Raw genomic sequence first — 26,689 nt, 5'->3', positions numbered from 1 at the left:
CCGCCGGGGCGGCGGGACGCTAACCTGGTGCGGGTCACGGAAAGGGGACGACCGGAATGGTGCTGGAGGGGACGGCCCGAGCGCTGCTGCGCAGGCTGGCGGTCGAGCAGGCGGAGGCGCGGGTGCCGTCGCTGGTGGCGGCGATCGTGCGGGGCGGCGAGATCGCCTGGTTCGGGGCGCGCGGCCGGGTGGACGGCGAACCGCCCACCCGCGACACCCAGTACCGCATCGGATCCATCACCAAGACCCTCGTGGCGACCGTCGTCATGCGGCTGCGCGACGAGGGCAGGCTCGACCTGCTGGACCCCCTGGACAAGCACGTGCCCGGCACGCCGCTGGGCGACGTCACGGTCGCCCAGCTGCTGTCCCACAGCGGCGGGCTGACCGCGGAGTCGCCCGGCCAGTGGTGGGAGCGCACCCCGGGCGTGCCGGTGGGCGACCTGGTCGCCGCGCTCGGTCCCGAGTCCGCCCGGCACCGGCCCGGCCGCCGCTACCACTACTCCAACCTCGGATTCGCCCTGCTCGGCGAGCTGGTCGCGCGCAAGCGGTCGGCGCCGTGGGACGAGGCCGTGCGCGAGGAGGTCCTCGAGCCGCTCGGCCTGCGCGACACCACCCCGCGCCCCCGGGCGCCGCACGCCACCGGGTACGCCGTGCACCCCTGGGCCGACACGCTGCTGCCCGAGCCCGAGAACGACCACGGCGCCATGGCCCCCGCCGGCCAGTTGTGGACCACGACCGCCGACCTGGCCCGATGGGCGGCTTTCATCGGCGGCGACACCGGCGACGTGCTGCGCCCGGCCACGCTCGCCGAGATGCGCGAGCCGGCCGTCGTCGAGGACGGCGACATCTGGGTGCGCGGCTACGGGCTGGGCCTGCAGCTCGTCCGGCACGTCGGCCCCGGCGGCCCGCGCCGGCTCGCCGGTCACAGCGGGTCGATGCCCGGCTTCCTCGCCAGTGTGTGGGCCGACCCCGCCGACGGCGTGGCCGTGCTGTGGATGGCCAACACCACCTCGGGCATGCGCAACCTCGACACCGCCCTGCTGGACATCCTGGCCGAGCACGAGCCGCCGCTGCCGGCCGAATGGTCGCCCTCGCCGGTGGACGAGGACCTGCTGGAGCTGACCGGGCCGTGGTACTGGGGCCCCACGCCGTACGTGGTGCGGGTCCTGCCGCACCGGGGGCTGTCGGTGACCCCGGTGAGCGGGCAGGGCCGGGCCTCCCGGTTCGTCCCCCAGGCCGACGGCACCTGGCTCGGGCTCGACGGCTACTACGCCGGGGAGACCCTGCGGGTGGTCCGCTCCCCCGGCGGGGTGACCCACCTGGACCTCAACACGTTCGTCTTCACGCGTGAGCCGTACGACCCGCAGGCCCCGGTGCCGGGCGGGGTCGACCCCGCCGGCTGGCGGTGACAGTTCAGGTGGCGGTCAGCGCGACCGTCGGCGACAGGCGGGCGGCGCGCATGGCCGGGTAGAGACCGGCGAGGGTGCCGACGACGAGCGTCGCGCCGACCGCGCCGGCGAACGCCCAGGCCGGGACCACCGGCGGCCAGCCGCGCGACAGCGCGTAGCCGGCGGTGACCAGGCCGCCGAGCGCCGCACCCGCGGTCCCGCCGAGCACCGACAGCAGCAGCGACTCCGCGAGGAACTGCAGGCGCACCTGCCCTCGGGTGGCGCCCAGCGAGCGGCGCAGGCCGATCTCCCTGCGCCGCTCCAGCACCGAGATCACCATCGTGTTGGCCACGCCGACACCGCCGACCAGCAGCGCGACCGCGCCCAGGCCGAGCAGCAGGCCGGTGAACGCGCTCGCGGCCGCCGCCCGGGCCGCCAGCGCGTCCGAGGGCCTGCTGACGGTGACCTGCTCCGGGTTCTCCGGGTTGACCGTGCGCGGCAGCACCGCCCGCACGGCCTCCACCGCCTCCTCCGCGGACCGCTCGTAGATCGTCGTCGGGTGGCCGTCGAAGCCCAGGTACTTCCGCGCGGCCGGGAACCCGACGAGTGCCGAGCGCTCGATCTCCGGGGCGAGCGGCATCGGGCCCAGGACGCCGGTGACGGTGAACCACCGCTCGCCCATCCAGACCTGCACGCCGGTCCGGGTGACGCCGAGACGTTCCGCCGCCTTGGCGCCGAGCACGACGGCGGGCCGCGCCTCGGTGGCGGCGTTCAGCCAGGCGCCCGTCACCACACTGCCCTCCAGGGTGGTCAGCAGGTCGGCGGTGGCGGCCTGGACGGCGATGCCACCGGTCACGGCCTTGGGGATGCGGTCGGTGCGCCTGATCGTGGTGTCGACCGAGCCGGTGGCCGAGGCGGTGCGGACCGGCCCGATGCGCCGGACCATGCCGAGCGCCTCGACCGGCAGCGCGGCCTCCTCTCCGAAGACCGTCTGCCCGGGCGTGACCGTGAGCAGGTTGGTGCCGAGCCGGTCGAGCTCGCGCAGCAACTGCTCCCGGGACGAGGACGAGACGCCCAGCACGGCGATCATGGTGGCGATGCCGATGGCGATGCCCAGCGCGGACAGCACCACCCGGGCGGGACGGGTGCGCAGCGCGGCCACCCCGGTCCGCAGGACGTCGGACGGCGCGAGCCTGGCGGGAGTCAGCCTCTGACCGGTCATCGTGGTGCTCCCTTCGCCGCCGCTCCGGGCGCGTCCGTCGTCTCGCGCTCGGGCGCCGTCGCGGGGGTGGACGCCGTCTTGAGGGTGGGCGCCGTTTTGGGAATGGGCCCGGGTTCGCGGCACCCGGCGCCGGCCCCGGGGTCGCCGACGACGAGGCCGTCGCGTACGCGCACCTGCCGGGGGCACCACGCGGCGATCTCGGGATCGTGGGTGATGACCGCGATCGTGGTGCCGGCGGCGTGCAGGTCGCGCAGGACCCCCAGCACCTCGGCGCCCGCCGCCGAGTCCAGGTTGCCGGTCGGCTCGTCGGCCAGCAGCAGCGGCGGGTCGCCCGCCACCGCGCGGGCCACCGCGACCCGCTGCTGCTCGCCGCCGGACAACTGGCCCGGCCGGTGGCCCAGCCGATGGCCGAGGCCCACCCGTTCCAGCGCGGCGGCGGCCCGCTCCCGCCGTGCCCGCAACGGCGTCCCGCTGTACAGCAGCCCGTCGGCGACGTTGTCCAGCGCGCTCACCCCGGGCGCGAGGTGGAACTGCTGGAAGACGAACCCCAGGTGGCGGGCACGCAACGCGGACAGCTCGCGGTCCCCCAGGCCGGCCACGTCGTGCCCGGCGATCCGCACGGTGCCCGTGGTGGGCCGGTCCAGGGTCCCGATCAGGTGCAGCAGAGTCGACTTGCCCGAGCCGGACGGCCCGGCGACGGCGACCAGTTCGCCGCGTTCGATCAGCAGCTCGACGCCGCGCAGCGCCCGCACGTCTCGCCCGTACACCTTGGTCACCTCGCGCAGCTCCACCACGTACGGCCCGCCCGGCGCGGAGGGCTGCCCATCTGCCATGTCACCGGGGGTGTACGCGGTGCCCGGGAGGCCGGGCTCGCTCAGCCGGTTCATGCGGCGGGCACCCCGACCCGCATGCCCTCGACGAGCCCGGCGCCGGTGATCTCGACCATGCCGCCGCCGAAGGCGCCGAGCTCCACCGGGATCACACGGGTGGACGCGCCCTCGACCACTTCGACGCCGAATCCGCCCTCGCGCAGGGCCAGCAGCGCCTCCACTGGGACGGCCAGGACGTCCTTGCGCCGCTCGCTGACCAGCTCCACCTCGACCGGGGCCCTGTCGAGGCGGGTCCTGGGGGTCTTGCTCAGGGTGATGTCGACGTCGACGGTGCTGCCCTCGTCCTGTCCCCGCTCGCCGGAGACGGCCTCGGCCACCGTGCCGACCGAGGTGATCTTCCCGGTGACGCGCTCGCCGCCGGGCAGTTCCACGGTGACCCTGGCGCCCTTCCTGGCCAGCGTCTGGTCGTCGGTGGACAGGTCCACGTGCACCAGCCGCCGTACGCCCGAGACGGTGAGGGCCGGGCGCCCGGGGGTGATCCTGCCGCCGACCTCGACCCCGGCGTCGGTCACCCGGGCGGCGGCGGGCAGGAAGACCACCTGGGAGGCATCCACCTGCCCGGTCTCGGGCAGCCCGGCGTCGTCCTGCCACCGCTTGACGGCCAGATGGGTCGCGTAGCTGAAGTGGTCGTCCACGGTCAGGTCGTCGCCGTAGCCGAGGATCTTGAGGTTGCGTTCGAGCTGCTCGACGTCCGGGCCGTCGTCGACGCCCTGCCGCAGCGGCCGGTACATCGGCAGCGCGCCGTACATGAGCACGACCGGCCTGCGGTCGACCCTGAGCAGCGGGCGGCCGCGCCGGACGACCGCGCCCTCGGCGGGCGCCCAGGTCACGGTGCCGGAGGCGTCGGTGCTGACCCGCCGCTCACCCGAGTAGGTCAGCGCCCCCTCGACGGTCTTGGTGTCGACCAGGTCCTGGCGGGTGATCGGCGCGGTGGCGGGGACCGGAGGCGGGGACGGCTCGGCCGCGCCGGCGCCGTCGCCGCCCGCCACGGCGACGACCGTTCCCGCGGCCAGTGCGAGGACGCCCGCGCCCGCGATCACCAGGCTCGTCCTCACCCGTTCCTCCCCGGGGCGAACTCCTCGCAGGCCTTCTGCGCCTCGTCCATCGCCTTCTCCTGACCCGGCTTGAGTTTGATCTGGAGTCCCTGCCCGGGCGCCGGGTCGGGGACGTCGACCCCGTGCTCGCGCATGCACTGGGCGAACTTGACCATGCGGTCGCGCACCTTGGGATCGTCGCCGCCGAGCTTGTCGCCGACCGCGTCCTTCATGAAGTGCTCGCAGGCCTGCATGGCCTTGCGCATCGTGGCCTCCTCGCCCTTCTTGCCGGTGATGCGGACGCGGCCGTCGGGGCCGGGGTCGGGCATGTCCACGCCGTGCTCGCGCATGCACTGGGCGAACTTCAGCTGGGCCTCCTGCAGGTCGGCCGGGCCCCGCGCGGACGGCTTCGCCTTCGCGGTGGAGGCGGCGCCGCCGGCACTGGCGACCCCGTCGCCGGTGGGGGCCGCGCCGCAGGCGGCCAGTGCCAGTGCCGATGCCAGTGCCAATGCCAGTGCCGGCGCGAGCCCGAGGGCCGGTGCCAGGGCACGTGGCGGTCGTACGCGCATGAGTCGCTCCTCCTCTCCCGGGACGTTCGCCCGGGACGCGGCCCAACTTCAGCGGAGGCGGTGCTAAACGCGGATAAGCGAGATCGGCTCGTCCGTGCTTATCCGCGGCTAACACCTCGTGCGTCAGTCTCGGAGCCGAGCGGGAGGTTGGGATGCGGGTGCTCGTGGTCGAGGACGAGGAACAGCTGGCCGACGCGGTCGCCCGGGGGCTGCGGCTGCACGCGATCGCCGTGGACGTGGCCTACGACGGGCGGGAGGCGCTGGAACTGACCGCCTACGTCGACTACGACGTGGTCGTGCTGGACCGCGACCTGCCCGACGTGCACGGGGACGAGGTCTGCCGGGAGCTGATCGGCGCGGGCGGGGCGAGCCGCATCCTCATGCTGACCGCGGCCGGGCGGATCAGAGACCGGGTCGGGGGCCTGTCCCTGGGCGCCGACGATTACCTCGTCAAGCCGTTCGCGTTCGCCGAGCTGGTGGCCCGGGTCCGGGCGCTGGCCCGGCGCTCGTCCCGTGCGGTGCCGCCCGTGCTGGAGCGGGCCGGGATCCGGCTCGACCCCGCCCGCCGTACGGTCGTGCGGGACGGGTGTCAGGTGGCGCTGGGCCGCAGGGAGTTCGACGTGCTGCACGAGCTGATGCGGGCGGGCGGCGACCTGGTCACCTCGGCGCGGCTGCGGGCGAACGTGTGGGACGAGCACTCCGACGCCGGGACGGGCGTGCTGCGCGTCACGATCACCTCGCTGCGCCGCAAGCTGGGCGCCCCTGCCGTGATCGAGAACGTGCCGGGCCGGGGGTACCGGCTGTGACGCGTGCCCTGTTCTTCTGGGGCAGGCTCGGCCTGCGCATGCGGCTCACCCTGCTGTACGGCGGGCTGTTCTTCGTGGCGGGGTCGGTGCTGCTGTGGTTCACCCACCTGCTGACGGCTCGGGCGCTCAACCAGCGGTTCGTGGTGGCGGTGGCGTCGAAGGTGACCGGCGGGGGCACCCCCGACGCCGCTCCGGGCGGCGCGCTGCCCGGCGCCGACATGCTCGCGCAGCGGGTGCGTACCGATGTCGAGCAGGGGGCGGCCGGCGTGCTGAGCGACGTCCTCGGGTCGTCGCTGATCGTCATGATCCTAGTCGGGGCCGTCGCGGTGCTGCTGGGATACCTGGTCGCCGACCGCGCGCTGCGCCCGCTGGAGCGGGTGACCGAGACCGCGCAGCGGCTGTCGGAGAGCACGCTGCACGAGCGGATCGCCCTGAGCGGCCCCCAGGACGAGGTCAAACGGCTCGCGGACACCTTCGACGCGATGCTCGACCGGCTGCACCGGGTGTTCGACGCCCAGCGCCGGTTCATCGCCAACGCCTCCCACGAGCTGCGCACCCCGCTCGCGGTCAACCGTACGGTGCTGGAGGTGTCGCTGGAGGAGCCGGCGGCGTCGGAGGACCTCAAGGCGCTGGCCCGGGCGCTGCTCGGCACCAACGCCCGGCACGAACGGCTCATCGAGGGCCTGCTCATGCTGGCCCAGTCGGAGCAGGAACTCACCGCCCGCAGGCCGGTCGACCTGCGGCAGGTCGTCCGTACGGCGATGGAGCAGATCGACCTGCAGCCGCGCCGCGGGAAGGTGGTCGTCCACGAGGACCTGCGCCGGGCGGTCGCGTACGGCGATCCGCTCCTGCTGGAGCGCTGCCTTATCAACCTGCTGGAGAACGCGATCAAGTACAACGTGCGGGACGGGGAGGTCTGGGTCCGGCTGCGGGAGGACGAGACCGGGGTGAGCGTGACGGTGGAGAACACCGGGCCTGCGGTCCCGCCGTACGAGGTGGACGACCTGTTCGAGCCGTTCCGCCGGCTCGGGGGCGACCGCGTCCGCTCCGCCCGGGGGGCGGGGCTGGGCCTGTCCATCGTCCGGGCCATCGCGGTGGCGCACGGCGGCACGGCGGAGGCGGACGCCCGGCCGGCGGGCGGCCTGACGGTGACCGTACGCCTGCCCGGAGCGGCTCAGAGCTGATCACATCCGGAGTGCCGTACCCACTGTCGCCCGGTCTCTCCCTACTCGAGAGTAAAATCCGAGTTGTTCTAACTTGACCGGTTTGACCTGGTCTATTACCTTTTAGGCAGCTCAGGGCGCACTTGCTCATTCAATGGTCAAGAAGCCCTCCTCAGACCGACGCGGCCGGCCGATCCCGGCTTGCCGCCCGGCCGCCGAGTCCGCGTCCGCGCGGAGCCGGGGACCCACCTCTCCTGGGGTGAATCGGCATGCCTGCCGTAGGGCGCCTTCCAGCCCGAACCCGTCAGCTAACCCGGTAGGCGGCATGGAAGTAAGGGAGTCCGCCCCACCATGCACGTCCTCAACACCTGCGTCCGCGCCGCCCTCGCGAGCACCGCCCTCGCCTCGGCCGTGCTTGTCGCGGCACCGGCCGCGCACGCCGACAACCCCGCCACCGGCAAGGGCCCGGCGGCCGCGCAGTCCATGGCCGAGATCGCCAAGACCCTGCCCAAGGTCAGCGCCACCGACGTGCTGAACCTGGCCAAGAGCCAGGTCGGGATCAGTGAGAACGCCTACGGCGGCGGGACGAAGTTCCAGCAGTGGTACATGACCACTCCCCGCGCCCAGGAGACCCTCGCCCGCGACGGAGGCACCCTGAAGGGCTACCTGAACGCGCCCTGGTGTGACATGTTCGTCTCCTGGGTCGGCCACCAGCTCGGCATCGGGCCGGTCATGGGCTCCGACGCCTACACCGTCGAGCACGCCAACTGGTTCGCCGACCACGGCCGCTGGGGCCGGACGCCCAAGCCGGGCGCGGTGGTGTTCTTCAACTGGAACGGCAGCAAGAACATCGACGACGTCGTGCACGTCGGCTTCGTCGTCAAGGACAACGGCGACGGCACCATCCGGACCATCGAGGGCAACACCGGCAACGGCGCCGTCGAGACCCGCACCCGTAACACCTGGCAGGTGGTCGGGTACGGCTACCCGATGTACCCGGGCGAAGCGACCGCCGCCGCCTGACGGCCGACGCCCCGAAGCGCGCCGGTCATCCCGGCGCGCTTCGCCGTACCTCCCGCCGCCGCGGGCGTCCGGCGCGAACGCTCACGTCGTCGGCCGCTCACGCGGCGCGTCCGGCCTGGGGGCCACGCGCTCGAGCTTGGTCCAGCCGGTCCAGCCCCGCTGCCTCAGCAGCTCGATCAGCCGACGCGCCGGCGGCACGGTGTCGAACGCCAGCGTGTCCATGAGCGTGACGAGCGGTGACTCGATGTCGGTGTCGTCGACATAGTCCTCGCCGCGCTCGTCGGCCATCCGCGTGATGTAAGCGGCCAGCTCGTCGGCCAGCTCGACCAGCCGCGGGTCGTCGTCGGCTCGGTCGAGAGCCTGACTCAGGGTGAGGTAGAAGCCGGCGAGCAGCGGGTCACCGATCTGCTCACGCTTGCGCGCCATCCACTCCGCGACTCGCGCGGGTGAGTGCGCGGCCAGCGGGATCCAGCCGTCACGCTCGGCCTGGACGATCCGCTCGTCGACGCCGAGCGCCCGCAGCCGGTCGAGATACTCGACCACCTCCGAGGGGAGCGCCAGGCCGTCCCCGGAGGCGAGCCGGGCGATCCGCTCGCGATGCCGTTGCCGCTCCCGGATCTCCGCTCGCAGGCGCCCGTCGATCTCCGCGACCGCCGCGGCGAACTCCTCCTCACCGGCCCGCAGCAGCTCCCGCACCCGCGCCAGCGGAACCCCGGCCTCGGCGAGGGTCCGGATTCTGATCAGCTCGATCACGGCGCCGGCGTCGTATCTGCGGTAGCCGGAGGGGTCGCGCTCCGGCTCCGGCAGCAGTCCCTTGGCGTGGTAGTGACGCACCGCGCGCACCGTCACTCCGGCGTAGGACGCCAGCTCGCCGATGGTCAGCATCAGACCGGTCTCCAGGAGTCGCTCACGATGTCGCCTGGCCGGGTGGGCCTTCCGTACCACGAATGATCTGGGCGATCCGCGGGGCATGGGTGAAGACCAGCCGATGGTCGGCGTCGAGCCATGTGGTGGTGACGTGCGGGTGCTCTCGGACAAGCCGCTCGACGCCTGCACGCCAGATCCGGTTGAACCGCGGCGCGTGCCCTTCGCCGCTCTCGCCGGCCATCGAGGTCGACATGATCATTGTGATGGGCCGGTCGATCTCTTCGTATCGGTCGAGGATCTCGGACCGAATCACGTCGATCTCGAGGTTCAGGTCGACAATCTCCCGGGCGGTGAGCGACACCTGACGGGCAGTGCCCCGCTCGGCCTCCTGCCGCGCCGACAGATCCTCCCACATGGCGCGGAACTCCGGCAGGACGGCCTCGGTGATGAACGGTTCGGACACCGGGTTCGCCCCGTCGATGAGCACGAGCTCGGCGACGGCGCCGGGATGCTCGGAGGCGTAGTGCACGGCCAGGTCAGCGCCCAGCGAGTAGCCCACCAGCACGGGCGCCGCGGACAGGCCGAGGTTTCCCAGCTCCGCCATCACCGCGGCGAGATCGCCGAGGAAGGCTTCGAAGGAGTACCGGTCGGCGGCCGAGGCGAGGCCGTGGCCGCGCAGGTCGAATGTCACCACCTCGTGGTCGTGCCGCAGCAGCTCGGCCAGCTCCTGCAGGTCGGCCTGTGTCGAGTTCAGACCGGGGCACAGGACCAGCGGTCGTCCCCGGCCGTCACGGGACACCGGGATCGTGACGCCGTCGTGGTGGATCGTGAAATGCCGCGTCGTCCTGTCGCCCCTCTCGGCCCGCTCTCCATCGTCGTGCTCGCCGTACGACGTCCGCAGTCCGGCGACCTCGGTCGCACCGGTTTTCGTGGTCATGCCCCCATGCTGAGAGATTGACCCAGCGTCAGGGTCAAGCGGCGCGGCGACGTGACGCCCGCCCGTGGTCACCGCCGGCCCCTGCTCCGATGGGCAGGGGCCGAGGGCGACGGGCCCTGCCCGTACGCCCGCGCGGGTGGGCCGGGTCAGGCGCCGACGTAGGCCGCGAGGTGCTGGCCGGTGAGGGTGGAGCGGGCGGCGACGAGGTCGGCCGGGGTGCCCTCGAAGACGATCCGGCCGCCGTCGTGACCCGCGCCGGGGCCGAGGTCGATGATCCAGTCGGCGTGCGCCATCACCGCCTGGTGGTGCTCGATGACGATGACCGACTTGCCGGCGTCGACCAGCCGGTCCAGCAGCCCGAGCAGCTGCTCGACGTCGGCGAGGTGAAGGCCGGCGGTCGGCTCGTCGAGGACGTAGATCCCGCCCTTGTCGGCCATGTGGGTGGCCAGCTTGAGCCGCTGCCGCTCGCCGCCGGACAGCGTGGTCAGCGGCTGGCCGAGGGTGATGTAGCCGAGCCCGACGTCGGCGAGCCGGTCGAGGATGGCACGCGCGGCCGGGGTGCGCGCCTCGCCGGAGCCGAAGAACTCCTGGGCCTCGGTCACCGGCATCGCGAGCACCTCGCTGATGTCGCGCCCCCCGAGGTGGTGCTCCAGCACCGATGCCTGGAACCGCTTCCCCTCGCACTCCTCACATGTGGTGGAGACGCCGGCCATCATCGCGAGGTCGGTGTAGACGACACCGGCGCCGTTGCAGGTGGGGCAGGCACCCTCGGAGTTGGCGCTGAACAGCGCCGGCTTCACGCCGTTCGCCTTCGCGAACGCCTTACGGATCGGGTCGAGCAGCCCGGTGTACGTCGCCGGGTTGCTCCGCCGCGAGCCGCGGATGCCGCCCTGGTCGACCGACACCACCCCCGCGCCGGCCGGGATCGACCCGTGGATGAGCGAGCTCTTGCCGGAACCGGCGACTCCGGTGACCACGACGAGCGCTCCGAGCGGGATGTCGACGTCGACGTCGCGCAGGTTGTTGGCTTTCGCGCCGCGGATCTGCAGCGTGCCGGTGGGCGTGCGCACCGTCTCCTTCAGGGCGGCCCGGTCGTCGAAGTGACGGCCGGTGACGGTGCCACTGGTCCGCAGGCCCTCGACGGTCCCCTCGAAGCAGACGGTGCCGCCCGCCGTGCCGGCGCCGGGGCCGAGGTCGACGACGTGGTCGGCGATGGCGATCATCTCTGGCTTGTGCTCCACGACCAGCACCGTGTTGCCCTTGTCCCGCAGCCGCAGCAGCAGGTCGTTCATCCGCTGGATGTCATGGGGGTGCAGGCCGGTCGTGGGCTCGTCGAAGACGTAGGTGATGTCGGTGAGCGAGGAGCCGAGGTGGCGGATCATCTTGACCCGCTGCGCCTCGCCGCCCGACAGCGTGCCCGACGCCCGGTCGAGCGACAGGTAGCCCAGCCCGATCTCCACGAACGAGTCGAGGAGCTGCCGCAACGTGGACAGCAGCGGCGCGACCGACGGCTCGTCGAGGCCGCGGACCCAGACGGCCAGGTCGCTGATCTGCATCGCGCAGGCGTCGGCGATGCTGATCCCCTTGATCTTGGAGGACCGGGCGCCCTCGTTGAGCCGGGTGCCCTCACACTCGGGGCAGGTCATGAACGCGACCGCACGCTCCACGAACGCCCGGACGTGCGGCTGCAGCGCCTCCTTGTCCTTGGACAGCATCGACTTCTGGATCCGCGGGATCAGGCCCTCGTAGGTGAGGTTGATGTTGTCGACCTTGATCTTGGTCGGCTCCTTGTGGAGCAGGTCGTGGAGTTCCTTCTTGGTGAACTCGCGGATCGGCTTGTCCGGATCGAAGAAACCGGAGCCGGTGAAGATGCGGCCGTACCAGCCGTCGACGCTGTAGCCGGGGATGGTGAGCGCGCCCTCGTTGAGCGACTTGGAGTCGTCGTACAGCTGGGACAGGTCGATGTCGGAGGTCCGGCCCATGCCCTCGCAGCGCGGGCACATACCGCCGGTGATGGTGAACTCGCGCCGCTCCTTCACGGTCTTGCCGCCGCGCTCGAGTTTGACCGCGCCCGCTCCGCTGATCGAGGCGACGTTGAAGGAGAACGCCTGGGGCGAGCCGATGTGCGGCTGACCGAGCCGGCTGAACAGGATGCGCAGCATCGCGTTGGCGTCGGTGACGGTGCCGACGGTCGAGCGGGGGTTGGGGCCCATCCGCTCCTGGTCGACGACGATCGCGGTCGTCAGCCCGTCGAGCACGTCGACCTCGGGACGCGACAGCGACGGCATGAAGCCCTGCACGAACGCGGAGTAGGTCTCGTTGATCAGCCGCTGCGATTCGGCGGCGATCGTGGCGAACACCAGCGAGCTCTTGCCCGAGCCCGAGACACCGGTGAACACCGTCAGCCGGCGCTTCGGGATCTCGATGCTGACGTCCTTGAGGTTGTTCTCGCGCGCGCCGTACACGCGAATCAGATCGTGGGTGTCGGCAACGTGCAGCTCGGGGGACTGCTCGTCCGTCCTCGTGACCATGCTTATCGTGTTCTCCATGTGTTCAGGCGGGGCCGCCTTCGCGGTCTCCGCCGGCGTCGCCGGCCTCGATCCAACCAGCTTCGAGCGGTACGTCTGGTTCTCTTCGCCCATGCGGGCAACCGCGGAACCGGCGGTGCGGCGTGGCCGGCTCAGCGCCGTTCGCTGATGCGGATCATGTTGCCGGCGGGATCGCGGACGGCGCAGTCGCGGACCCCGTACGGCTGCTCGGTCGGCTCCTGCACGACCTCGGCGCCGCGGGCCCGCAGCCGATCGAAGACGCCGTCGAGGTCTTCGGTGGCCAGGACGATCATGGCGTAGGTGCCCTTGGCCATCATCTCGGCGATGGTGCGGCGCTCCTCGTCGGTGATGCCGGGGTCGGCGGCCGGCGGATGCAGGACGATCGACGTGCCGGGCTGGCCGGGAGGGCCGACCGTGATCCAGCGCATCCCGCCGTATCCGACGTCGCCCCGGACCTCGAAGCCGAGAGTGTCCCGGTAGAAGGCCAGGGCCGCGTCCGGGTCGTCGTGCGGGAGGAAGGCCGATTGGATGGTCACGTCCATGGCGGTCACGCTAGCTGCGGCTGGGCGAGCCGCGCTTCTCGGTTTCTGACCGGTCTGGTCACTTTTTTCGTCACACATGAGGGCATTCCGGCCGTCGCGCTCCCGGCCTGCCGCCGATAGGTGCTGGGCGGCACACCGACCAGCTCGGTGAAGCGGGTGCTGAAGGTGCCCAGTGACGAGCAGCCGACCGCGAAGCAGACCTCGGTGACGCTCAGGTCGCCGCGGCGCAGCAGCGCCATCGCGCGCTCGATCCGCCGCGTCATCAGATACCCGTACGGCGACTCGCCGTAGGCGAGCCGGAACTGCCGGCTGAGGTGCCCGGCCGACATGTTCACGCCACGGGCGAGCGCCTCGACGTTCAGCGGCCGGGCGTACTCCCGGTCGATCCGGTCACGGACGCGGCGCAGCAGCGCGAGGTCGCGCAGGTGCTGCTCTGATGCGGGTCTGCTGCTCACCCGAGAAGCGTATGTCGCGCCACCGACAATCCTGAGCGTCACGCCGGCGGCCGGGCGAGTTTGGCGGCCACGGCGTCGAGGACCCAGTCCAGGCCGGTCGCGAACGACACCTCGGCGTCCACCTCGACGCCGTAGTGCACGAACTGGGCCAGCGCCGGGAAGCGGCCCGTGGCCAGCATCCTCATCACATGCGGGCCGGAGGCGCGCTGCCAGTCGCGGTCGGACAGTCCTGTGGCGCGCTCGGCCCGCAGGTTCGCGATCTCGCGCCGGATCGCGCCGGTGAAGTAGGCGCTGACGGTCTCCACGGCGCGCGTGACGGTCTCGAGGTCGGCGACGCCGTCGAAGGAGGCCAGCGTGGCCTCGGTCACGGCGAGGGCGTTCGGGCCGAGGGCCGGACGGCCGCCGAGCAGGTCGGCCAGCCATTCGTGCCGGAGAGCGGCCCGCCTGGTGCGGTGGGCGAGGGTGTGCAACGCCTTACGCCAGTCGCCGGGCCGTTCCTCGGGGAGGATCTCGGCGTGGACCTCGTCCACCATGAGGTCGAACAGCTCCTCCTTGGTGGAGATGTACCCGTACAGCCGCATCGGGCCGACGTCCAGCCGCGCGGCGACCTTGCGCAACGACACGGCCTCCAGCCCGCCCTCGTCGGCCAGCGCGATGGCGGCGGCGACCAGTCGCCTCCGGTCGAGCGGCGCGGGGCGAGTCGGCGGCTCCGGCCGGTCCCACACAGTCATGGATACATCGTACTGTTGCGATACGGCGTATCAGGAAAATACAGTGTATCGACATGAGACATCGCATCGCCGTGGTCGGGGCCGGCCCCGCCGGTCTTACCTTCGCCCGTGTCCTGCACCGGCACGATCACCGCGTCACCGTCCTCGAACGCGATCCCGCTCCCGACGCCCGTCCCCCGGGGGGGCTCGCTCGACCTGCACGAAGGGCTGGGCCAGCTCGCGCTGGGCAAGGCGGGGCTGCTGGCGGAGTTCGAGGCGCTGTCCCGTCCCGAGGGGCAGGCCATGCGCATCCTGGACGCCGACGGGACCGTCCTGCGCGACTGGCAGGCCCGCCCGGGTGACCGGGCCAATCCCGAGATCGACCGCGGGCAACTCCGTGACCTGCTGCTCGGTCCTCTGGACGTGCAGTGGGGGCGGGGCGTGACGGAGGTGGTGCCGGGGACCCGGGATGGCGTGCTGGTCCGTTTCGCGGACGGACGACAGGAGATGTTCGACCTCGTGGTCGGCGCGGACGGCGCCTGGTCCCGGGTGCGCCCGGCGGTCTCGTCCGCGACGCCGTACTACACCGGCGTCACCCTAATCGAGACCTCCCTGGACGACGTGGACACCCGCCACCCCGACCTCGCCCGGCTGATCGGCGACGGTTCCGTGGCGGTGTACGGCGTGAACCGCAACCTCGCCGCCCAGCGCAACAGCGGCGGCCACGTCAAGGTGTACGCCCAGTTCCGCGCGCCGCTGGACTGGCACACGAACCTGGACTGGCACACGAACCTGGACCGGCATATGGGCCCGGACGCGGGCCTGGACCTGGCCGACGGCGAGGCCGTGCGATCAAGCCTGCTGGCGCTGTTCGACGGCTGGGCCGCTCCCGTCCTCGACCTCCTCCGCCGCGGCACCGCTTTCGCGCACCGACCCCTCTACGTCCTGCCCGCGCCCCACACCTGGACCCACGTTCCCGGGGTGACGCTGCTGGGCGACGCCGCCCACCTGATGCCCCCCTTGGGGGTGGGCGCGAACCTCGCGATGCTGGAAGGCGCCGAACTCGCCGAGGCCGTCGCCGCCGCCCCCGGCCCCGGCGATCTGGACGAGGCCGTCCGCGCTTTCGAGGAACGGATGTGGGCACGGGCCGGCAGGTGGGCGGAGATGACGACGGCCGGTCTGGAACGTCTCGTCAGCCCGGACCCCGCCGCGGCCCTCGCCCTCTTCGACGAAGTCCAGCCCTCCTGACGGCTAGGGAGTGTCTGTCAGACACGACCTAGGAGAAAGAGCACCGGCGACGCCGGGCTTGGCGCGCTCGCTCCCGAGGCCGGGCACTGATCTCCGTGGACGGCCCGGCTCACCGCCGCCCGGCCGGCGCCGGATCGCCTGCCGCCCGGCCCTCCGTCCTGCGGTAACCGTCCAGGAAGGCCCGTACGCCTGCGGTCACCATCTCCGTGATCTGCTCGCCGGTGAGCGGTCCCTCGGCGGACCGGGTGGAGGCCTCGAACGTCGCCAGGGCGATGAAGTGCAGCGCCGTACGCTGCGGGTCCTCGATCCGGAGCAGGCCCTCGGAGGCCAGCTCCCCCAGACGGCGGGCGACCTCGCCCCGTACGCGCAGCGGTCCGGCCTCCTGCCACTCCTCCAGCAGGTGGCGGGGGAAGTGCGGACCCTCCACGTTGATCATCTGCACGAGTGCGAAGTGCTCGGGGAAGTCGACGCGATGGGCGACCAGCGCGCGCCCGACGGCGACGAGCCGTTCCTGCGGCCCGGCGGCCTCGCGCAGCCCGCGCTCGACGTACTCGGCGAAGGCGTCGGCGACCCGGGTCGCGCTCTCGGCGAGCACGACCGAGAACAATCGCTCCTTGCTGCCGAAATGCTTGTAGAGCGTGCGGGTCGAGACGCCCGCCTCGCGGGCGATGGCGTCGGTGGTGGTGCGGGCGTACCCGTCGCGGCCGAAGACCGCGCGGGCGGCCCGGGTGATGGCCTCGTTCTTGGCCGGCCGTCCACGCCTCGGAGCATCCGGCCGATCTGACCCGTCCACTTGTCCTCCGCCAGGGTTACGCTATTTTCTGCCGTACACGGTTTACTTTACCTCTGGAGGGGACGTCATGCAGCCGGAACTCACTCTCGCCGTCATCGTGGGAAGCGTCCGGCCGGGGCGCCGGGGCGAGGCCGTCGCACGCTGGGTGCACGAGCGTGCCGCGCGCCGCACGGGCCTCGCGGCCGAGGTCGTCGACATCGCCGACTTCGACCTGCCGGTGCTGGACGAGCCCTGGCCCGCCGCCTACGGACGGTACGACAGGCCGCACACCAAGGCGTGGGCGGACGCGATCGCGCGCTTCGACGCGTACGTCTTCGTGACCCCCGAGTACAACCGGTCGATCCCCGGCCCGCTGAAGAACGCCATCGACTACCTGTACCGGGAGTGGCACAACAAGGCCGCCGGTTTCGTCAGCTACGGCATCGACGCGGGCGGCGCCCGCGCGGTCGAGCACCTCCGCGTGGTCATGGGCGAGCTGCAGGTCGCCGACGTCCGGGCGCAGGTGGCGCTGTCGCTGGCGGCGGACTTCGACGGCGAGGACTTCACTCCCGGACCCGGGCGCGATCGGGAGCTGGACGTCCTGCTCGACCAGCTCACCGCCTGGGGCGCTGCGCTGCGGGTCCTCCGTCGTCCGGCCGCCGCGTGATGGCCGCCCCCGCCCGCGCGAGGGCCGCCGACGCGCCCATACCGTGGCCCGTCTGGCGACTCGCCCTGGTGATCGCGTTCGGCGCGTTCATGAGTCAGCTCGACACCTCGGTCGTCAACGTCGGCCTCGACACGATCGCGATGGATCTGCGTGCCGGCCTGGACGACGCCCAATGGGTGGCGAACGCGTACCTGATCGCCTTGAGCCTGTCGCTGCCCGCGTGCGGCTGGCTCGGGCGGCGGTACGGCGCCGGGCCGGTCTGGCTCGCCTCACTCGCCGGTTTCACCCTCTCCTCCGGGTTGTGCGCGTTCGCGGGCGATATCGGCTGGCTGGTCGCGTTCCGCGTCGTGCAGGGGCTCACCGCCGGACTGCTTCTGCCCGCCGGGCAGACCGTGCTCGGCCAGGCGGTCGGCACCCACCGCCTCGGCCGCGTGATGGCGACCCTCGGCATCGCGGTCACGCTCGCGCCCGCGCTCGGCCCGGCCTTCGGCGGCCTCCTCCTGCACATCGGCTCCTGGCAGTGGTTGTTCCTGGTCAACCTCCCCCTCGGCGCGCTCGGCCTGTGTCTCGGCCTGCGTCACGTGCCACGCGAGCGGCCGTCCGTGCGGCCCGGCCGTCTCGACTGGCCGGGGCTGCTGCTCGTCGCCGCCGGAGTCCCGCTCGTGATCTACGGCCTGAGCGCCTGGGGCGAGCGCGGCGCGTCCTCGAGCGGATTCGGCGGCGCGCTCGGCCCGGTCGCCGCCGGCGCCCTCGCGCTCGGCGCGTTCGCCTGGCACGCGCGCCGTACCACCCACCCGGTGCTCGACCTGCGGCTGTTCGCCAAACCGGCGTACGCCGCCGCCACGGCGACCGCCGCGCTCACCGGCGCTGCGATGTTCGGCGCCACACTGCTGTTCCCGCTGTACTTCCAGGTCGGCCGGGACGCCGGGGTGACGGAGACCGGGCTGGCGCTGATTCCGCTCGGCCTCGGCACCGCCCTGCTCCTGCCGGTCAGCGGCCGGCTCGTGGACCGCTTCGGCGGAGGCATCGTCAGCGTGTACGGCGGCCTCGCCGCCGTGGCCACCACCGTGCCGTTCGCGCTGCTCGACACGGACATGAACGCGTTCGTGGTGGAAGGCCTGCTGCTGCTGCGCGGCATGGCCCTCGCGGCCGCCGTGACGCCGGCCGGCATCGCGGCCTATCAGGCGGTCGCCCCCGAGCAGCTCGCGGACGCCACGACGCAGGTCAACATCCTGCAACGGCTGGGCGGCGCGCTCGGCGGGACCGTGTTCGCGATGGTGCTCACCGCCCGGCTGCCTCACGGCGTGCGGGACGCTTTCCACGTCGCCTTCTGGTGGCTCACCGCCGCCTCTGTGCTCGGCCTCGCCGCGGCGGCCTGGCTCACCGCCGCGCAGCGCCGTGATCGGCGGGCGGAGGGACGCTGACCGCCTCGGAGGCGGCGCTCGCGTACAGGATCTCGCGCATCCCGGGAAGGCCCTCGCGGTCGGCCCGCCACACCAGGCGCAGGCTGAGGCCCGGCACGTCGAACGCGAGCCGGGCGAGGGCGCCGGCGGCGACCCGGTCGGCGACCGCGAACCACGGCAGCAGGCTGATCCCGAGGCCGCGCTCGGCCCACGCCCGCATGACCGGCACACCGCCGGCCCGCACCCGCTCCACCCGGTCGCCCAGCAGGCGCTCCCCCGCCAGCCACAGGGAGCAGGCGGGCACGTTGACCAGCAGCCGCTGGCCGTACAGGTCCTCCCTGCGCAGGCGGGATGCGGCGGCCAGCGGGTGCTCCGGCGCGGCGACCAGCGCGAGCGGCACGGGGTCGAGGTCGAGGAAGGCCAGTGGCGCGCCCGGCGCGCCGAAGCCGAGCCCGCCCAGGTCGTCCCCCGTGTCGAGGAGCAGCGCCGCGTCGAGATCCGCGGCGGCGACCGCCTCCAGGAGGCGGTCGCGGACGCCGTCCGACTGCACCTCGACCACGAGGTCGGGACGGCGCTCGGCCAGCCGGGCGAGAACCGCGGGCACGTGCACGGCCGCGATCGTCTCCAGGGCGCCGAGCCGCAGCACCGGGCGGGCCCCGGCGACGTCACGCCGGGCCTGGTCGGCCTGGTCGAGCAGGCGGCGCGCCCAGCCGCGCAGGCGCTCGCCCGCCGCGGTCGGGCGCATCCCCCGGGGACCCCGCTCGAACAGCACGACCCCGAGGTCCCGTTCCAAGGACCTGATCTGCTCCGACACCGAGGACGGCGCGAGATCCAGGGCGACGGCGGCGTCGGTGACCGTCCGATGGGTCACGACCGCCTCGAAGGTGCGCAACTGCCGCAGTTCCACGCCAGACCGAACCGGTCCGGAGAGTTCGGTTATTCCGAACGCGGCCTGCGGCCGGGCCGGTGGAGCCGCACGGCGGCCCGCTCCACAGTGAGGCCCAGGTTGTCCACTGTCCTGGAGATTCTCATGACGATCACCGCCTCTCCCCCGGCGGCCCCCGCCCGAGCCCGCGCGCTGGCCGGGATCGCGCTCGGCTACTTCATGGTGCTGCTCGACACCACCGTGCTGTCGGTCGCCGAACCCGGCCTCGCCCGTTCCTTCGGCGGCGCGGGTGTCGCGGGGCTGCAGTGGGCCGTGACCGGCTACACCCTCGTGTTCGGCGCGTCGCTGCTGACCGCCGGGTCGGTGGCCGACCGGTACGGCGCGCACCGCGTGTTCCGGATGGCCGTCGCCGCCTTCGGCCTGGGCAGCCTGCTGAGCGCGTTCGCGCCGTCTTTGTGGGCGCTCGTCGGGCTGCGGGCGCTGCTCGGCCTGGCCGCCGCGGGCTGTGTCCCGGCGTCGATGGCCATGATCGCCCGGTTGTACCCGGTGCCCGCCGAGCGGGCCAGGGCGGTGGCCGTCTGGGCGGCGACCAGCGGCGCGGCGCTGGTCGCCGGTCCGGTGGCCGGCGGGGCGCTCACCGACCTGGCGGGCTGGCGGGCGATCTTCCTGATCAACGTGCCGCTCGCCGCCGTCACGCTCACGCTCACACTCACGCCGGCCGTGCGCTGCCCGCGCGGCGACCGGCGTATCGACTGGGCCGCCCAGGCCCTGGCCTGCGCCGTGGTGGCGCTGCTGACCGACACCCTGATCGCGCTCGGCGCCCGCGCCCTCGTCCACGCCGCCTGGTCGGCGGGCACGACGGCGCTCGCGGTGTGCGCCTTCGCCGTACGGGAGCGGCGCGGCCGGGCGCCGGTCCTGGAGCCCGCGGTGCTGAGCGTCCCCGGCATCCCCGCCGCGCTGCTGGCGGGCGCGGCGGTCAACTTCGCGATGAGCGGCGTGCTGTTCGTGCTGCCGCTGCTCCTCCAGCAGGCGCTCGGCCTGACGCCGGGGGGCATCGGGGTGGCGCTGCTGCCCATGACGCTGCCCTTCGCCGTCAATCCGCTGCTGACCGGCAGGATCGTCGCCAGGTCCGGGCCCCGGCCGCCGGTGCTGGCGGGGCTCGGCCTGCTCACGGCCGGCGGGCTCGCGTTCGGCGCGGCCGTCTGGGCCGGGGCCTCCTATCCGTTCCTGCTGGCCGGGCTGGTGGCCACCGGCTTCGGTGTGTCGTTCGCGCTGCCCGCGCTGGCCACCCTGGTCGTGACCGTGACCCCCGCAGGCGCCGCCGGCGCGGCCGGTGGGCTGCTGAACGCGGCCCGGCAGTGCGGCGCGACGATCGGCGTCGCCGTGACCGGCGCGTTCATGACCCTCGGCGTGCCCGGGGGGCACAGTGGCGCGGCGTACGCGCTGATCGTGCCCGCCGTGGTCTGCGCCGTGGCGGCCGCCGCCGTCGCCCGGACGGCCCGGACGCCGGTCGGCGGAGGCGATGGACGGTCCTCGTGATGGCTGCGGGCCTGCTTCATCTGCTTTCCCGTCACCGCTTCGGTGCCTTTGTCCGTTGACACGCGTCCTCGGGGGCATGGGAGAGTGCACGGCCGCGTGGCGTGGGCGGCCGGGAGTCATGCCGACTGCGGGGGCTGGAAGACTGGTGCGGATAGGCACCGTGGGCATGAGGCCAGAAATCGACTACGGGGCGGTGTTCCGGGCCGGTCAGGCCCCGGCCGCGGTGCTGACCCCCGATTTCGTCATGGTCGACGTGAACGACGTCTTCCTGAAGGTCAGCGGGCGCGACCGCGAGGCGGTTCTGAACCGCGGTGTCTTCGACGTCTTCCCGCCCAATCCCGCCGCTTCGGAGGACTCCGAGCAGCAGGGGGCGCAGATGCTGCGAACCTCCCTGGAACAGGTGCTGACCACCCGCCGACGCGACTTCATCCCGCTCCAGAGGTACGACATCCAGGTGGCGGACCGGCCCGAAGTGTTCGAGGAGCGGTACTGGAGCACGATCCTCAACCCCATACTCGGTCCGCACGGCGAGGTCCGGTGGATCGTTCTCACCATCGAGGAGGTCACCGACTTCGTCCTCGCGCTGCGGCGCTCCGGCGCCGGCGGCGAGCAGGAGGGAAGGGCGGACTCCCTGGCCCTGCAGTTGCAGGCCCTCAACGACCAGCTCAGGCAGGCGCACCGGGAGCAGCGCGAGACGACCTCGGCTCTGCGCGAGGCGATCGAGCGGCAGCGGCGGCTGGTCTACGACGCCTCCCACGACCTGCGCAATCCCCTCACGGGCCTGCTGACGGAGCTGGAGGTCGCGCTGTCCGAACCCGGCTGCGATCTGCAGCGGCTGTTGCGCAAACTGCTGCGCGACGCGGAACGGCTCAACGACATCGTGGCGGACCTGCTCGACCTGGCCCGGCTGGACACCGAGACCCATGAGAACGACCGTCTGATCGACCTCGCCGAGTTCGTCACGGAAGAACTCGACCGTCGCACCCCGGGCGCCTCCGTCCTCACCCGCCTCGACCCGCACGTGTGCGTGCGCGCGTCGGCGATCCGCCTGGCCCGTCTGCTGAGCAACCTGATGACCAACGCCGAACGGCACACGAACACCACGATCGAGATCGTCGTCGCCGCCGACCCGCCCGACGCCGTCCTGGAGGTCCTCGACGACGGCCCCGGCATCCCGCCGGAGGACCGCGAACGCGTCTTCGAGCGCCGTTACCGGCGGGAGGAGGCCCGGCTGCGGGATCCGGGCGGGTCCGGGCTCGGCCTGTCCATCGCGCGGGAGATCGCCCAGGAGCACGGCGGCCGGCTGTACGCCGCCGATCACCGCGACGGGGCCCGTCTCGTCCTGCGCCTGCCCCTCGCCACGAAGTGACGCTTCCGCGAGAAGGCGTGCGCGATCAACTCGGCCACTTCCCGTGACGGCGGCCGGACGCGTCGGCCGTACTGCGTCCTCAGCTGGTGGCGCCCCAGGTGAGAGAGATACCGGTGGCGGCGCGTTCGGTGCGGATCTCCATCATGCTGCCGAGGATGGTGGCGTGGTCGGACACCACGGGCGTGGCGTCGAGCGTGTAGGTGATCCGGCTGCTGACGAGCACCGGGCTGCCCGGCGGCTCGAGGAGATGACGGGCGGCGGCGGGGTCGAGCAGACCGGGCCGGACCACCTCGGACGCCCGGGCGACCGTCACGCCCGCGTCGGCGAGGGCCGTGTAGAGGGAGACGGCGGTGAAGTCGCGGTCGCGGATCCGGTCGGCCACCGGCCGGCGGACCCAGGACACCTGGTGCACGGCGGGACGTCCCGCGAACTCGCGGACCCGCTCCAGCCGCAGGGCGGTGTCGCCGGGACGCAGCCGCAGCTCCGCGACGATCCGTGCGGGGGCCCGGCGCACCGCCCGCCCGGCCACCGCCGTACGCACCTCGTGGCCCTGTTTACGCAGGTCGTCGACCAGGCTGCGGAGCGAGTCGAGCTGGTACGCCAGATGGGGCGGGGCGACGAACGTGCCCTTGCCGGGCTGCTGCACGATCAGCCTCTCGTCGCTGAGCTGCCGCAACGCCTGGCGCAGCGTCATGAGGGTCACCCCGTAGGAGGCGCTCAGCTCCCGTTGCGGCGGCAGGGCCTCACCGGGAGCGTAGTGCCCCGACCGGATCTTCGCGGCGAGGTCGGCGGCGATGGCGCGGTATCTCGCCTCGTGCCCGGCGTCGGGGGTCCCGTCGGGGGTCATCGTGGTCGGTCACACTCCTGGTCGAGGGCCTGCCGCAGGGGCGCGAGGAAGGCCCGCAGGTCGTCCGGCCCGGCCCCGTCGAGCACCCGCCGCATCACCGCGGCGCCGACCACGACGCCGTCGGCGTGCCGGCGGGCTTCGCGTGCCTGGTCCGGAGTGGAAATGCCAAATCCTAGCAAGACCGGCCGGTCCGAGACGCGTCTGATCCGCTCGGTGAGCTCCGCCGCCGAGGCGGCGAGGGCGGCCCGCTCACCGGTGGTGCCCATCACCGACACCGCGTAGACGAAGCCGCGACTACGGTCCGCGATCTCCGCCAGCCGTGGCTGCGGCGTCGCCGGCGACGCCAGCAGGACCAGTTCGATGCCCGCGGCGGCGGCCACGTCCGTCAGCTCGTCCGCCTCGTGCACGGGCAGGTCGGGCACGATCAGGCCGCCGACGCCGGCCCCGCGCAACGCGGCGCAGAACGCCTCGGGGCCGTCGTGCAGCACGAGGTTGTAGTAGGTGCTGGCCACGAGCGGCACGCCCAGGTCCGGCACGCCGGACAGGTCGGCGAGGATCCGGCGGGTGCTCGCCCCCCGGGCCAGTGCCGTGTCGCTCGCCTGCTGGATGGTGACGCCGTCCAGCGTGGGGTCGGAGAAGGGCAGGCCGACCTCGATCGCGTCCGCCCCGGCGTCGGCGAACGCCCGCAGGTAGTCCGTCCACCCGGGCGTGATCCCTCCGGTGACGTACGGCATGAGCAGGCCACGTCCGGTGTCCCGGCGGGCACGCAGGTGGCGTTCGACCGCTCCCGCGGTCAGGGTGAGGTCCGTCACAGCAGCTCCTTGAGGGTCGAGACGTCCTTGTCGCCGCGGCCGGACAGCGTCATCAGCACCGTCGATCCCGAGGGCAGCTCGCCGTCGCCCGCTGCGCGGATCACCCAGGCCAGGGCGTGCGCCGATTCGAGCGCCGGGACGATGCCTTCGGTGCGCGCCAGCCGTACCGCCGCGGCGGCCGCCTCCTCGTCGGTCACCGCGACGTAGCGGGCCCGGCCCAGGTCACGCAGGTGAGCGTGCTCCGGGCCGACCCCCGGATAGTCGAGCCCGGCGGCGATGGAGTGCGCCTGGGTGATCTGCCCGTCGTCGTCCTGCAGGAACAGCGAGCGGCAGCCGTGCATGACGCCGAGTCGGCCGCGGGTCGCCCCGGCGCCGCCCTCCGCCTCGACCCCGACCAGGCGCGCCCGGGTGTCGGCGAATCCGGCGAACGTGCCGGCCGCGTTGGAGCCGCCGCCGACACACGCGACCACGTAGTCCGGCACGCCGGTCCGCAGCTCGGCGGCGCACTGCCCGCGGGCCTCGTCGCCGATGATCCGCTGGAACTCCCTGACCATCCAGGGGTACGGGTCAGGCCCGACGACCGAGCCGATGCAGTAGTGCGAGTCGCCGGTCGCGCCCACCCAGTGCCGCATGGCCTCGCTGGTCGCGTCCTTGAGAGTACGGCTGCCCGCGGTGACCGGGACGACCTCGGCTCCCAGCATGCGCATGCGGAAGACGTTCAGCGCCTGCCGCTCGATGTCGCGCTCGCCCATGAAGACCGTGGCCTCCAGCCCGAGCAGCGCGGCGGCGGTCGCGGTGGCCACCCCGTGCTGGCCCGCCCCCGTCTCGGCGATCAGTCTCCGCCGTCCCATGCGGGTGGCCAGCAGGGCCTGGCCCAGCACGTTATTGATCTTGTGGGAACCGGTGTGGGTGAGATCCTCGCGCTTGAGGTACAGCCGCACGCCCAGCGCGTCCGACAGCCGGTGGGCCGGTGTGAGCGGAGTCGGCCGCCCGGCGTGCACGGCGAGCAGCCGCGCGAGGGCGGCACGGAACCCCGGATCCGCCCATGCCTCCCGGAACGCCTCCTCCACCTCGCGGCACGCCTCCACCAGGGACTCCGGGGCGTACCGTCCGCCGTACTCGCCGAACCGGCCGCGCGCTCTGGGTTCGCCCATCGTCCCGTCCGGCGGGGCCGGCTCACGCCACGGCAGCACGTCTCGCATGCCACTCTCCTATCGTTCTATAACTCCCAACAGAGTTCTATAACAGCGAGTGTGGCACGGACGGCGTGGACGCGCCACCTTCTGGCGGTCCGCAGCGACGTCGTCCGCCTCATCCCCGCCGTTCACCGCACGCTTCACGCGTCCGAGGCCACCTGGCGTGAACTCAGGCGATGCCGGCCGGGGACCGGCAGAGGTGGCCTTCCTGCGCTCGCGGCGGCCGGTCGGTCCGGCGGCTCGACGGCGCTCCGCGCGGCCGCGGCTCGGCCGCGACCGCGCGTTCGCCGGGCTGGGCCGCCGCGGCTGCAGGGGGGATCAGTCGGCGGGCTTGCCGAACCAGCGGAACAGATGGTCGTCCAGCTCCCGCTGATCGTCGCCGATCCAGGCGACGTGGCCGTCGGGGCGCAGCAGGACGCACGGAACATCCAGTGCCGCAGACGGATCCGCGAGGTGGTCGACCCGGTCCGACCAGCCGCCGACGGTCAAGCGTTCGGTACGGTCCAGCAGCAGGCCGCGGCCGCCGTGCAGCAGACCGTAGAGGCGGCCCTGCTTCACGTCGAGGTCGTGCAGGCGGCGGCCGAGCAGGTCGGGGCCGTCACCGAAGTCGTACCGAATGGCGGTCGCGGTGATCTTCTCGGTCAGATGGCGGTTCACCTCGTCGAAGTCCATCAGTTCGGTGAGCAGCCTGCGCACGGCCTGCGGGCCCGGCTCGGCGGACAGCAGTTCCATCTGTGCGCGGGTGTTGTCCAGCACGTCCTCGGCGACGGGATGACGTTCGGCCTGGTAGGTGTCCAGCAGTGTTTCCGGCGCCCAGCCGCGAATCTGCGCGGCCAGTTTCCAGCCGAGGTTGAACGCGTCCTGAACGCCCAGGTTGAGTCCCTGTCCCCCGATGGGCGGATGGATGTGTGCCGCATCGCCGGCCAGCAGCACCCGCCCGACCCGGTACCGTTCGGCCAGCCGGGTGGCATCCCCGAAGCGGGACAACCAGCGCGGGGAGTGCACGCCGAAATCGGTTCCGGCGATGGTGCGCAACTGCTGTTTGAAATCCTCCAGGGTAGGCGGCTGCCCGCGATCGCCGACTCCCGCGGCGGGGACTACGACGCTGTAGATCCCTCCGCCGAAGGGCCTGAGCCAGAATCGCCGATGGGTCTCGCGGATCTCGCTCATCGTGGCGGCGATCTCCTCCTGCGGCACGCCCACTTCCATCTCGCCCATCAGCGTCTCGGTCCGTGAGGGCTCGCCGGGGAAGCCGACACCGAGCAGTTTGCGCACCGTACTGCGCCCGCCGTCACAGCCGACGAGGTAGCGCGAACGCAGCTGTTCCCCGCCGGCCAGCTCGACGGTCACCCCCTCGTCGTCCTGCTCGAAACCGGTGACCGCGCAACCGCGCCGGACCTGTGCGCCCAGTTCGATCGCGTACTCTTCGAGCAGACGCTCGATGACCGGCTGCGGGATGCCCAGAAGATAGGCGTACGGGGAGTCCAGGCCCTTGGGCGCGGGTTTGGGGATGGCGGCGAAGAAACCGGCGGCCGGTCGCCGTCTTCCGTGCGGGAGAAGGCGATCCAGCAGCCCGCGCATCGCCATCAGCTCGAGACTGCGGATGTGCAGACCGACTATGCGGATGAACGACTTGGGCTCGGTCTCCTTCTCCAGGACGAGCACCCGCACGTCGTGCAGCCGCAGCTCGGCGGCCAGCATCGCGCCGGTCGGCCCGCACCCGGCGATGATCACGTCGAACATGAGGGGCGCGCGATCGGCGCCGGAGGACGGCGGCCGAAGTCCGGGGACGTCG

At 72.9% G+C, this 26,689-nt stretch carries 26 protein-coding genes and 1 riboswitch; of the genes, 10 read left to right on the top strand and 16 right to left on the bottom strand.

What is annotated here, in order from left to right:
• Nucleotides 1-56: 56 nt before the first annotated feature.
• A complete protein-coding gene (locus tag ACWEQG_RS26895; protein ID WP_452288805.1) occupies nucleotides 57-1,409 on the top strand; it encodes a serine hydrolase domain-containing protein in 1,353 nt (450 codons plus the stop codon).
• Nucleotides 1,410-1,413: 4 nt separating this feature from the next.
• Here the strand turns inward: ACWEQG_RS26895 and ACWEQG_RS26890 are convergent, their stop codons facing one another.
• The 4 genes from ACWEQG_RS26890 to ACWEQG_RS26875 are packed head-to-tail and all read right to left on the bottom strand — an operon-like array spanning nucleotide 1,414 to nucleotide 5,103.
• Nucleotides 1,414-2,610 (bottom strand): ABC transporter permease, encoded by a 1,197-nt coding sequence (locus ACWEQG_RS26890; RefSeq protein ID WP_452288803.1) that lies wholly within the window; start codon nucleotides 2,608-2,610, stop codon nucleotides 1,414-1,416.
• Nucleotides 2,607-3,443 (bottom strand): ABC transporter ATP-binding protein, encoded by an 837-nt coding sequence (locus ACWEQG_RS26885; protein WP_452289164.1) that lies wholly within the window; start codon nucleotides 3,441-3,443, stop codon nucleotides 2,607-2,609. The genes ACWEQG_RS26890 and ACWEQG_RS26885 overlap by 4 nt, the downstream gene beginning before the upstream one ends.
• A 50-nt stretch (nucleotides 3,444-3,493) precedes the next feature.
• Nucleotides 3,494-4,555 (bottom strand): efflux RND transporter periplasmic adaptor subunit, encoded by a 1,062-nt coding sequence (locus tag ACWEQG_RS26880; RefSeq protein WP_452288801.1) that lies wholly within the window; start codon nucleotides 4,553-4,555, stop codon nucleotides 3,494-3,496.
• A complete protein-coding gene (locus tag ACWEQG_RS26875; RefSeq protein WP_452288799.1) occupies nucleotides 4,552-5,103 on the bottom strand; it encodes a hypothetical protein in 552 nt (183 codons plus the stop codon). Before ACWEQG_RS26875 ends, ACWEQG_RS26880 begins: the two co-directional genes overlap by 4 nt.
• A 152-nt stretch (nucleotides 5,104-5,255) precedes the next feature.
• Between ACWEQG_RS26875 and ACWEQG_RS26870 the strand changes: the two genes are divergently transcribed.
• From ACWEQG_RS26870 to ACWEQG_RS26860, 3 genes are all read left to right on the top strand, one after another.
• The gene (locus tag ACWEQG_RS26870; protein WP_452288797.1) at nucleotides 5,256-5,909 is read left to right on the top strand and encodes a response regulator transcription factor; all 654 of its coding nucleotides are present in this window, start codon (nucleotides 5,256-5,258) and stop codon (nucleotides 5,907-5,909) included.
• On the top strand, nucleotides 5,906-7,093 hold the full coding sequence (locus ACWEQG_RS26865) for a sensor histidine kinase (RefSeq protein WP_452288795.1): 1,188 nt from the start codon (nucleotides 5,906-5,908) through the stop codon (nucleotides 7,091-7,093). The genes ACWEQG_RS26870 and ACWEQG_RS26865 overlap by 4 nt, the downstream gene beginning before the upstream one ends.
• A 182-nt stretch (nucleotides 7,094-7,275) precedes the next feature.
• Nucleotides 7,276-7,409, top strand: a riboswitch (cyclic di-AMP (ydaO/yuaA leader).
• 14 nt (nucleotides 7,410-7,423) lie between these two features.
• Nucleotides 7,424-8,095, top strand: a complete 672-nt coding sequence (locus ACWEQG_RS26860; RefSeq protein ID WP_452288793.1) for a CHAP domain-containing protein — start codon at nucleotides 7,424-7,426, stop codon at nucleotides 8,093-8,095.
• An 81-nt stretch (nucleotides 8,096-8,176) separates the two neighbouring features.
• Here the strand turns inward: ACWEQG_RS26860 and ACWEQG_RS26855 are convergent, their stop codons facing one another.
• From ACWEQG_RS26855 to ACWEQG_RS26830, 6 genes are all read right to left on the bottom strand, one after another.
• A complete protein-coding gene (locus ACWEQG_RS26855) occupies nucleotides 8,177-8,980 on the bottom strand; it encodes a MerR family transcriptional regulator (RefSeq protein ID WP_452288791.1) in 804 nt (267 codons plus the stop codon).
• A 22-nt stretch (nucleotides 8,981-9,002) separates the two neighbouring features.
• Nucleotides 9,003-9,899: an alpha/beta fold hydrolase gene (locus tag ACWEQG_RS26850; RefSeq protein ID WP_452288789.1), complete on the bottom strand. Its 897-nt coding sequence runs from the start codon at nucleotides 9,897-9,899 to the stop codon at nucleotides 9,003-9,005.
• A gap of 146 nt (nucleotides 9,900-10,045) precedes the next feature.
• Nucleotides 10,046-12,430, bottom strand: a complete 2,385-nt coding sequence (locus ACWEQG_RS26845) for an ATP-binding cassette domain-containing protein (protein ID WP_452288787.1) — start codon at nucleotides 12,428-12,430, stop codon at nucleotides 10,046-10,048.
• A 149-nt stretch (nucleotides 12,431-12,579) separates the two neighbouring features.
• Nucleotides 12,580-12,990 (bottom strand): VOC family protein, encoded by a 411-nt coding sequence (locus ACWEQG_RS26840; protein ID WP_452288786.1) that lies wholly within the window; start codon nucleotides 12,988-12,990, stop codon nucleotides 12,580-12,582.
• A gap of 5 nt (nucleotides 12,991-12,995) precedes the next feature.
• On the bottom strand, nucleotides 12,996-13,445 hold the full coding sequence (locus tag ACWEQG_RS26835) for a helix-turn-helix transcriptional regulator (RefSeq protein ID WP_452288784.1): 450 nt from the start codon (nucleotides 13,443-13,445) through the stop codon (nucleotides 12,996-12,998).
• Nucleotides 13,446-13,483: 38 nt separating this feature from the next.
• The gene (locus ACWEQG_RS26830; protein ID WP_452288782.1) at nucleotides 13,484-14,176 is read right to left on the bottom strand and encodes a TetR/AcrR family transcriptional regulator; all 693 of its coding nucleotides are present in this window, start codon (nucleotides 14,174-14,176) and stop codon (nucleotides 13,484-13,486) included.
• A gap of 53 nt (nucleotides 14,177-14,229) precedes the next feature.
• Between ACWEQG_RS26830 and ACWEQG_RS26825 the strand changes: the two genes are divergently transcribed.
• Both ACWEQG_RS26825 and ACWEQG_RS26820 read left to right on the top strand, forming a co-directional pair.
• Entirely contained in the window at nucleotides 14,230-14,517 is a 288-nt protein-coding gene (locus ACWEQG_RS26825; RefSeq protein ID WP_452288780.1) for an NAD(P)-binding protein, read from the top strand.
• Nucleotides 14,459-15,403: an FAD-dependent oxidoreductase gene (locus ACWEQG_RS26820; protein ID WP_452288778.1), complete on the top strand. Its 945-nt coding sequence runs from the start codon at nucleotides 14,459-14,461 to the stop codon at nucleotides 15,401-15,403. Before ACWEQG_RS26825 ends, ACWEQG_RS26820 begins: the two co-directional genes overlap by 59 nt.
• Nucleotides 15,404-15,512: 109 nt before the next feature.
• Here ACWEQG_RS26820 and ACWEQG_RS26815 read toward each other — a convergent pair whose 3' ends face one another.
• On the bottom strand, nucleotides 15,513-16,196 hold the full coding sequence (locus ACWEQG_RS26815; RefSeq protein WP_452288777.1) for a TetR/AcrR family transcriptional regulator: 684 nt from the start codon (nucleotides 16,194-16,196) through the stop codon (nucleotides 15,513-15,515).
• A 67-nt stretch (nucleotides 16,197-16,263) separates the two neighbouring features.
• On the opposite strand from ACWEQG_RS26815, the gene ACWEQG_RS26810 reads away from it, so the two are divergent.
• Nucleotides 16,264-16,842 (top strand): NADPH-dependent FMN reductase, encoded by a 579-nt coding sequence (locus ACWEQG_RS26810; protein WP_452288775.1) that lies wholly within the window; start codon nucleotides 16,264-16,266, stop codon nucleotides 16,840-16,842.
• Nucleotides 16,842-18,266 (top strand): DHA2 family efflux MFS transporter permease subunit, encoded by a 1,425-nt coding sequence (locus tag ACWEQG_RS26805; protein WP_452289162.1) that lies wholly within the window; start codon nucleotides 16,842-16,844, stop codon nucleotides 18,264-18,266. Before ACWEQG_RS26810 ends, ACWEQG_RS26805 begins: the two co-directional genes overlap by 1 nt.
• On the opposite strand, the gene ACWEQG_RS26800 is transcribed toward ACWEQG_RS26805, so the two are convergent.
• Nucleotides 18,223-19,152: a LysR family transcriptional regulator gene (locus tag ACWEQG_RS26800; protein ID WP_452288774.1), complete on the bottom strand. Its 930-nt coding sequence runs from the start codon at nucleotides 19,150-19,152 to the stop codon at nucleotides 18,223-18,225. The genes ACWEQG_RS26805 and ACWEQG_RS26800 overlap by 44 nt on opposite strands.
• A gap of 123 nt (nucleotides 19,153-19,275) precedes the next feature.
• Here ACWEQG_RS26800 and ACWEQG_RS26795 point away from each other — a divergent pair, with 123 nt between their 5' ends.
• Both ACWEQG_RS26795 and ACWEQG_RS26790 read left to right on the top strand, forming a co-directional pair.
• Complete coding sequence (locus ACWEQG_RS26795) at nucleotides 19,276-20,670, top strand: MFS transporter (RefSeq protein ID WP_452288772.1); 1,395 nt, start codon at nucleotides 19,276-19,278, stop codon at nucleotides 20,668-20,670.
• 166 nt (nucleotides 20,671-20,836) lie between these two features.
• On the top strand, nucleotides 20,837-22,039 hold the full coding sequence (locus ACWEQG_RS26790; protein ID WP_452288770.1) for an ATP-binding protein: 1,203 nt from the start codon (nucleotides 20,837-20,839) through the stop codon (nucleotides 22,037-22,039).
• 79 nt (nucleotides 22,040-22,118) lie between these two features.
• Here the strand turns inward: ACWEQG_RS26790 and ACWEQG_RS26785 are convergent, their stop codons facing one another.
• From ACWEQG_RS26785 to rox, 4 genes are all read right to left on the bottom strand, one after another.
• A complete protein-coding gene (locus tag ACWEQG_RS26785; RefSeq protein WP_452288769.1) occupies nucleotides 22,119-22,886 on the bottom strand; it encodes a GntR family transcriptional regulator in 768 nt (255 codons plus the stop codon).
• Entirely contained in the window at nucleotides 22,883-23,698 is an 816-nt protein-coding gene (gene trpA, locus ACWEQG_RS26780) for a tryptophan synthase subunit alpha (protein WP_452288767.1), read from the bottom strand. The genes ACWEQG_RS26785 and trpA overlap by 4 nt, the downstream gene beginning before the upstream one ends.
• The gene (gene trpB / locus ACWEQG_RS26775; protein WP_452288765.1) at nucleotides 23,695-24,900 is read right to left on the bottom strand and encodes a tryptophan synthase subunit beta; all 1,206 of its coding nucleotides are present in this window, start codon (nucleotides 24,898-24,900) and stop codon (nucleotides 23,695-23,697) included. The genes trpA and trpB overlap by 4 nt, the downstream gene beginning before the upstream one ends.
• Before the next feature lie 312 nt (nucleotides 24,901-25,212).
• The gene (rox, locus tag ACWEQG_RS26770; RefSeq protein WP_452289161.1) at nucleotides 25,213-26,637 is read right to left on the bottom strand and encodes a rifampin monooxygenase; all 1,425 of its coding nucleotides are present in this window, start codon (nucleotides 26,635-26,637) and stop codon (nucleotides 25,213-25,215) included.
• Nucleotides 26,638-26,689: the final 52 nt, after the last annotated feature.

This window comes from Microbispora sp. NPDC004025 (assembly GCF_053604425.1).
The sequence above is the reverse complement of the archived record's forward strand: the minus strand, read 5'-3'. Positions and strand labels throughout refer to the sequence as shown.

What these genes read in the sequence shown, in the direction of transcription:
- ACWEQG_RS26840 (WP_452288786.1), bottom strand. Translation starts at nt 12,990, where the DNA reads ATGGACGTGACCATCCAATCGGCCTTCCTCCCGCACGACGACCCGGAC.
- ACWEQG_RS26870 (WP_452288797.1), top strand. Translation starts at nt 5,256, where the DNA reads ATGCGGGTGCTCGTGGTCGAGGACGAGGAACAGCTGGCCGACGCGGTC.
- ACWEQG_RS26830 (WP_452288782.1), bottom strand. Translation starts at nt 14,176, where the DNA reads ATGACTGTGTGGGACCGGCCGGAGCCGCCGACTCGCCCCGCGCCGCTC.
- ACWEQG_RS26790 (WP_452288770.1), top strand. Translation starts at nt 20,837, where the DNA reads ATGAGGCCAGAAATCGACTACGGGGCGGTGTTCCGGGCCGGTCAGGCC.
- ACWEQG_RS26860 (WP_452288793.1), top strand. Translation starts at nt 7,424, where the DNA reads ATGCACGTCCTCAACACCTGCGTCCGCGCCGCCCTCGCGAGCACCGCC.
- rox (WP_452289161.1), bottom strand. Translation starts at nt 26,637, where the DNA reads ATGTTCGACGTGATCATCGCCGGGTGCGGGCCGACCGGCGCGATGCTG.
- ACWEQG_RS26885 (WP_452289164.1), bottom strand. Translation starts at nt 3,443, where the DNA reads ATGGCAGATGGGCAGCCCTCCGCGCCGGGCGGGCCGTACGTGGTGGAG.
- ACWEQG_RS26795 (WP_452288772.1), top strand. Translation starts at nt 19,276, where the DNA reads ATGACGATCACCGCCTCTCCCCCGGCGGCCCCCGCCCGAGCCCGCGCG.
- ACWEQG_RS26825 (WP_452288780.1), top strand. Translation starts at nt 14,230, where the DNA reads ATGAGACATCGCATCGCCGTGGTCGGGGCCGGCCCCGCCGGTCTTACC.
- ACWEQG_RS26810 (WP_452288775.1), top strand. Translation starts at nt 16,264, where the DNA reads ATGCAGCCGGAACTCACTCTCGCCGTCATCGTGGGAAGCGTCCGGCCG.
- ACWEQG_RS26805 (WP_452289162.1), top strand. Translation starts at nt 16,842, where the DNA reads ATGGCCGCCCCCGCCCGCGCGAGGGCCGCCGACGCGCCCATACCGTGG.
- ACWEQG_RS26890 (WP_452288803.1), bottom strand. Translation starts at nt 2,610, where the DNA reads ATGACCGGTCAGAGGCTGACTCCCGCCAGGCTCGCGCCGTCCGACGTC.
- ACWEQG_RS26820 (WP_452288778.1), top strand. Translation starts at nt 14,459, where the DNA reads ATGCGCATCCTGGACGCCGACGGGACCGTCCTGCGCGACTGGCAGGCC.
- ACWEQG_RS26875 (WP_452288799.1), bottom strand. Translation starts at nt 5,103, where the DNA reads ATGCGCGTACGACCGCCACGTGCCCTGGCACCGGCCCTCGGGCTCGCG.
- ACWEQG_RS26845 (WP_452288787.1), bottom strand. Translation starts at nt 12,430, where the DNA reads ATGGTCACGAGGACGGACGAGCAGTCCCCCGAGCTGCACGTTGCCGAC.
- ACWEQG_RS26895 (WP_452288805.1), top strand. Translation starts at nt 57, where the DNA reads ATGGTGCTGGAGGGGACGGCCCGAGCGCTGCTGCGCAGGCTGGCGGTC.
- ACWEQG_RS26855 (WP_452288791.1), bottom strand. Translation starts at nt 8,980, where the DNA reads ATGCTGACCATCGGCGAGCTGGCGTCCTACGCCGGAGTGACGGTGCGC.
- ACWEQG_RS26850 (WP_452288789.1), bottom strand. Translation starts at nt 9,899, where the DNA reads ATGACCACGAAAACCGGTGCGACCGAGGTCGCCGGACTGCGGACGTCG.
- trpB (WP_452288765.1), bottom strand. Translation starts at nt 24,900, where the DNA reads ATGCGAGACGTGCTGCCGTGGCGTGAGCCGGCCCCGCCGGACGGGACG.
- ACWEQG_RS26785 (WP_452288769.1), bottom strand. Translation starts at nt 22,886, where the DNA reads ATGACCCCCGACGGGACCCCCGACGCCGGGCACGAGGCGAGATACCGC.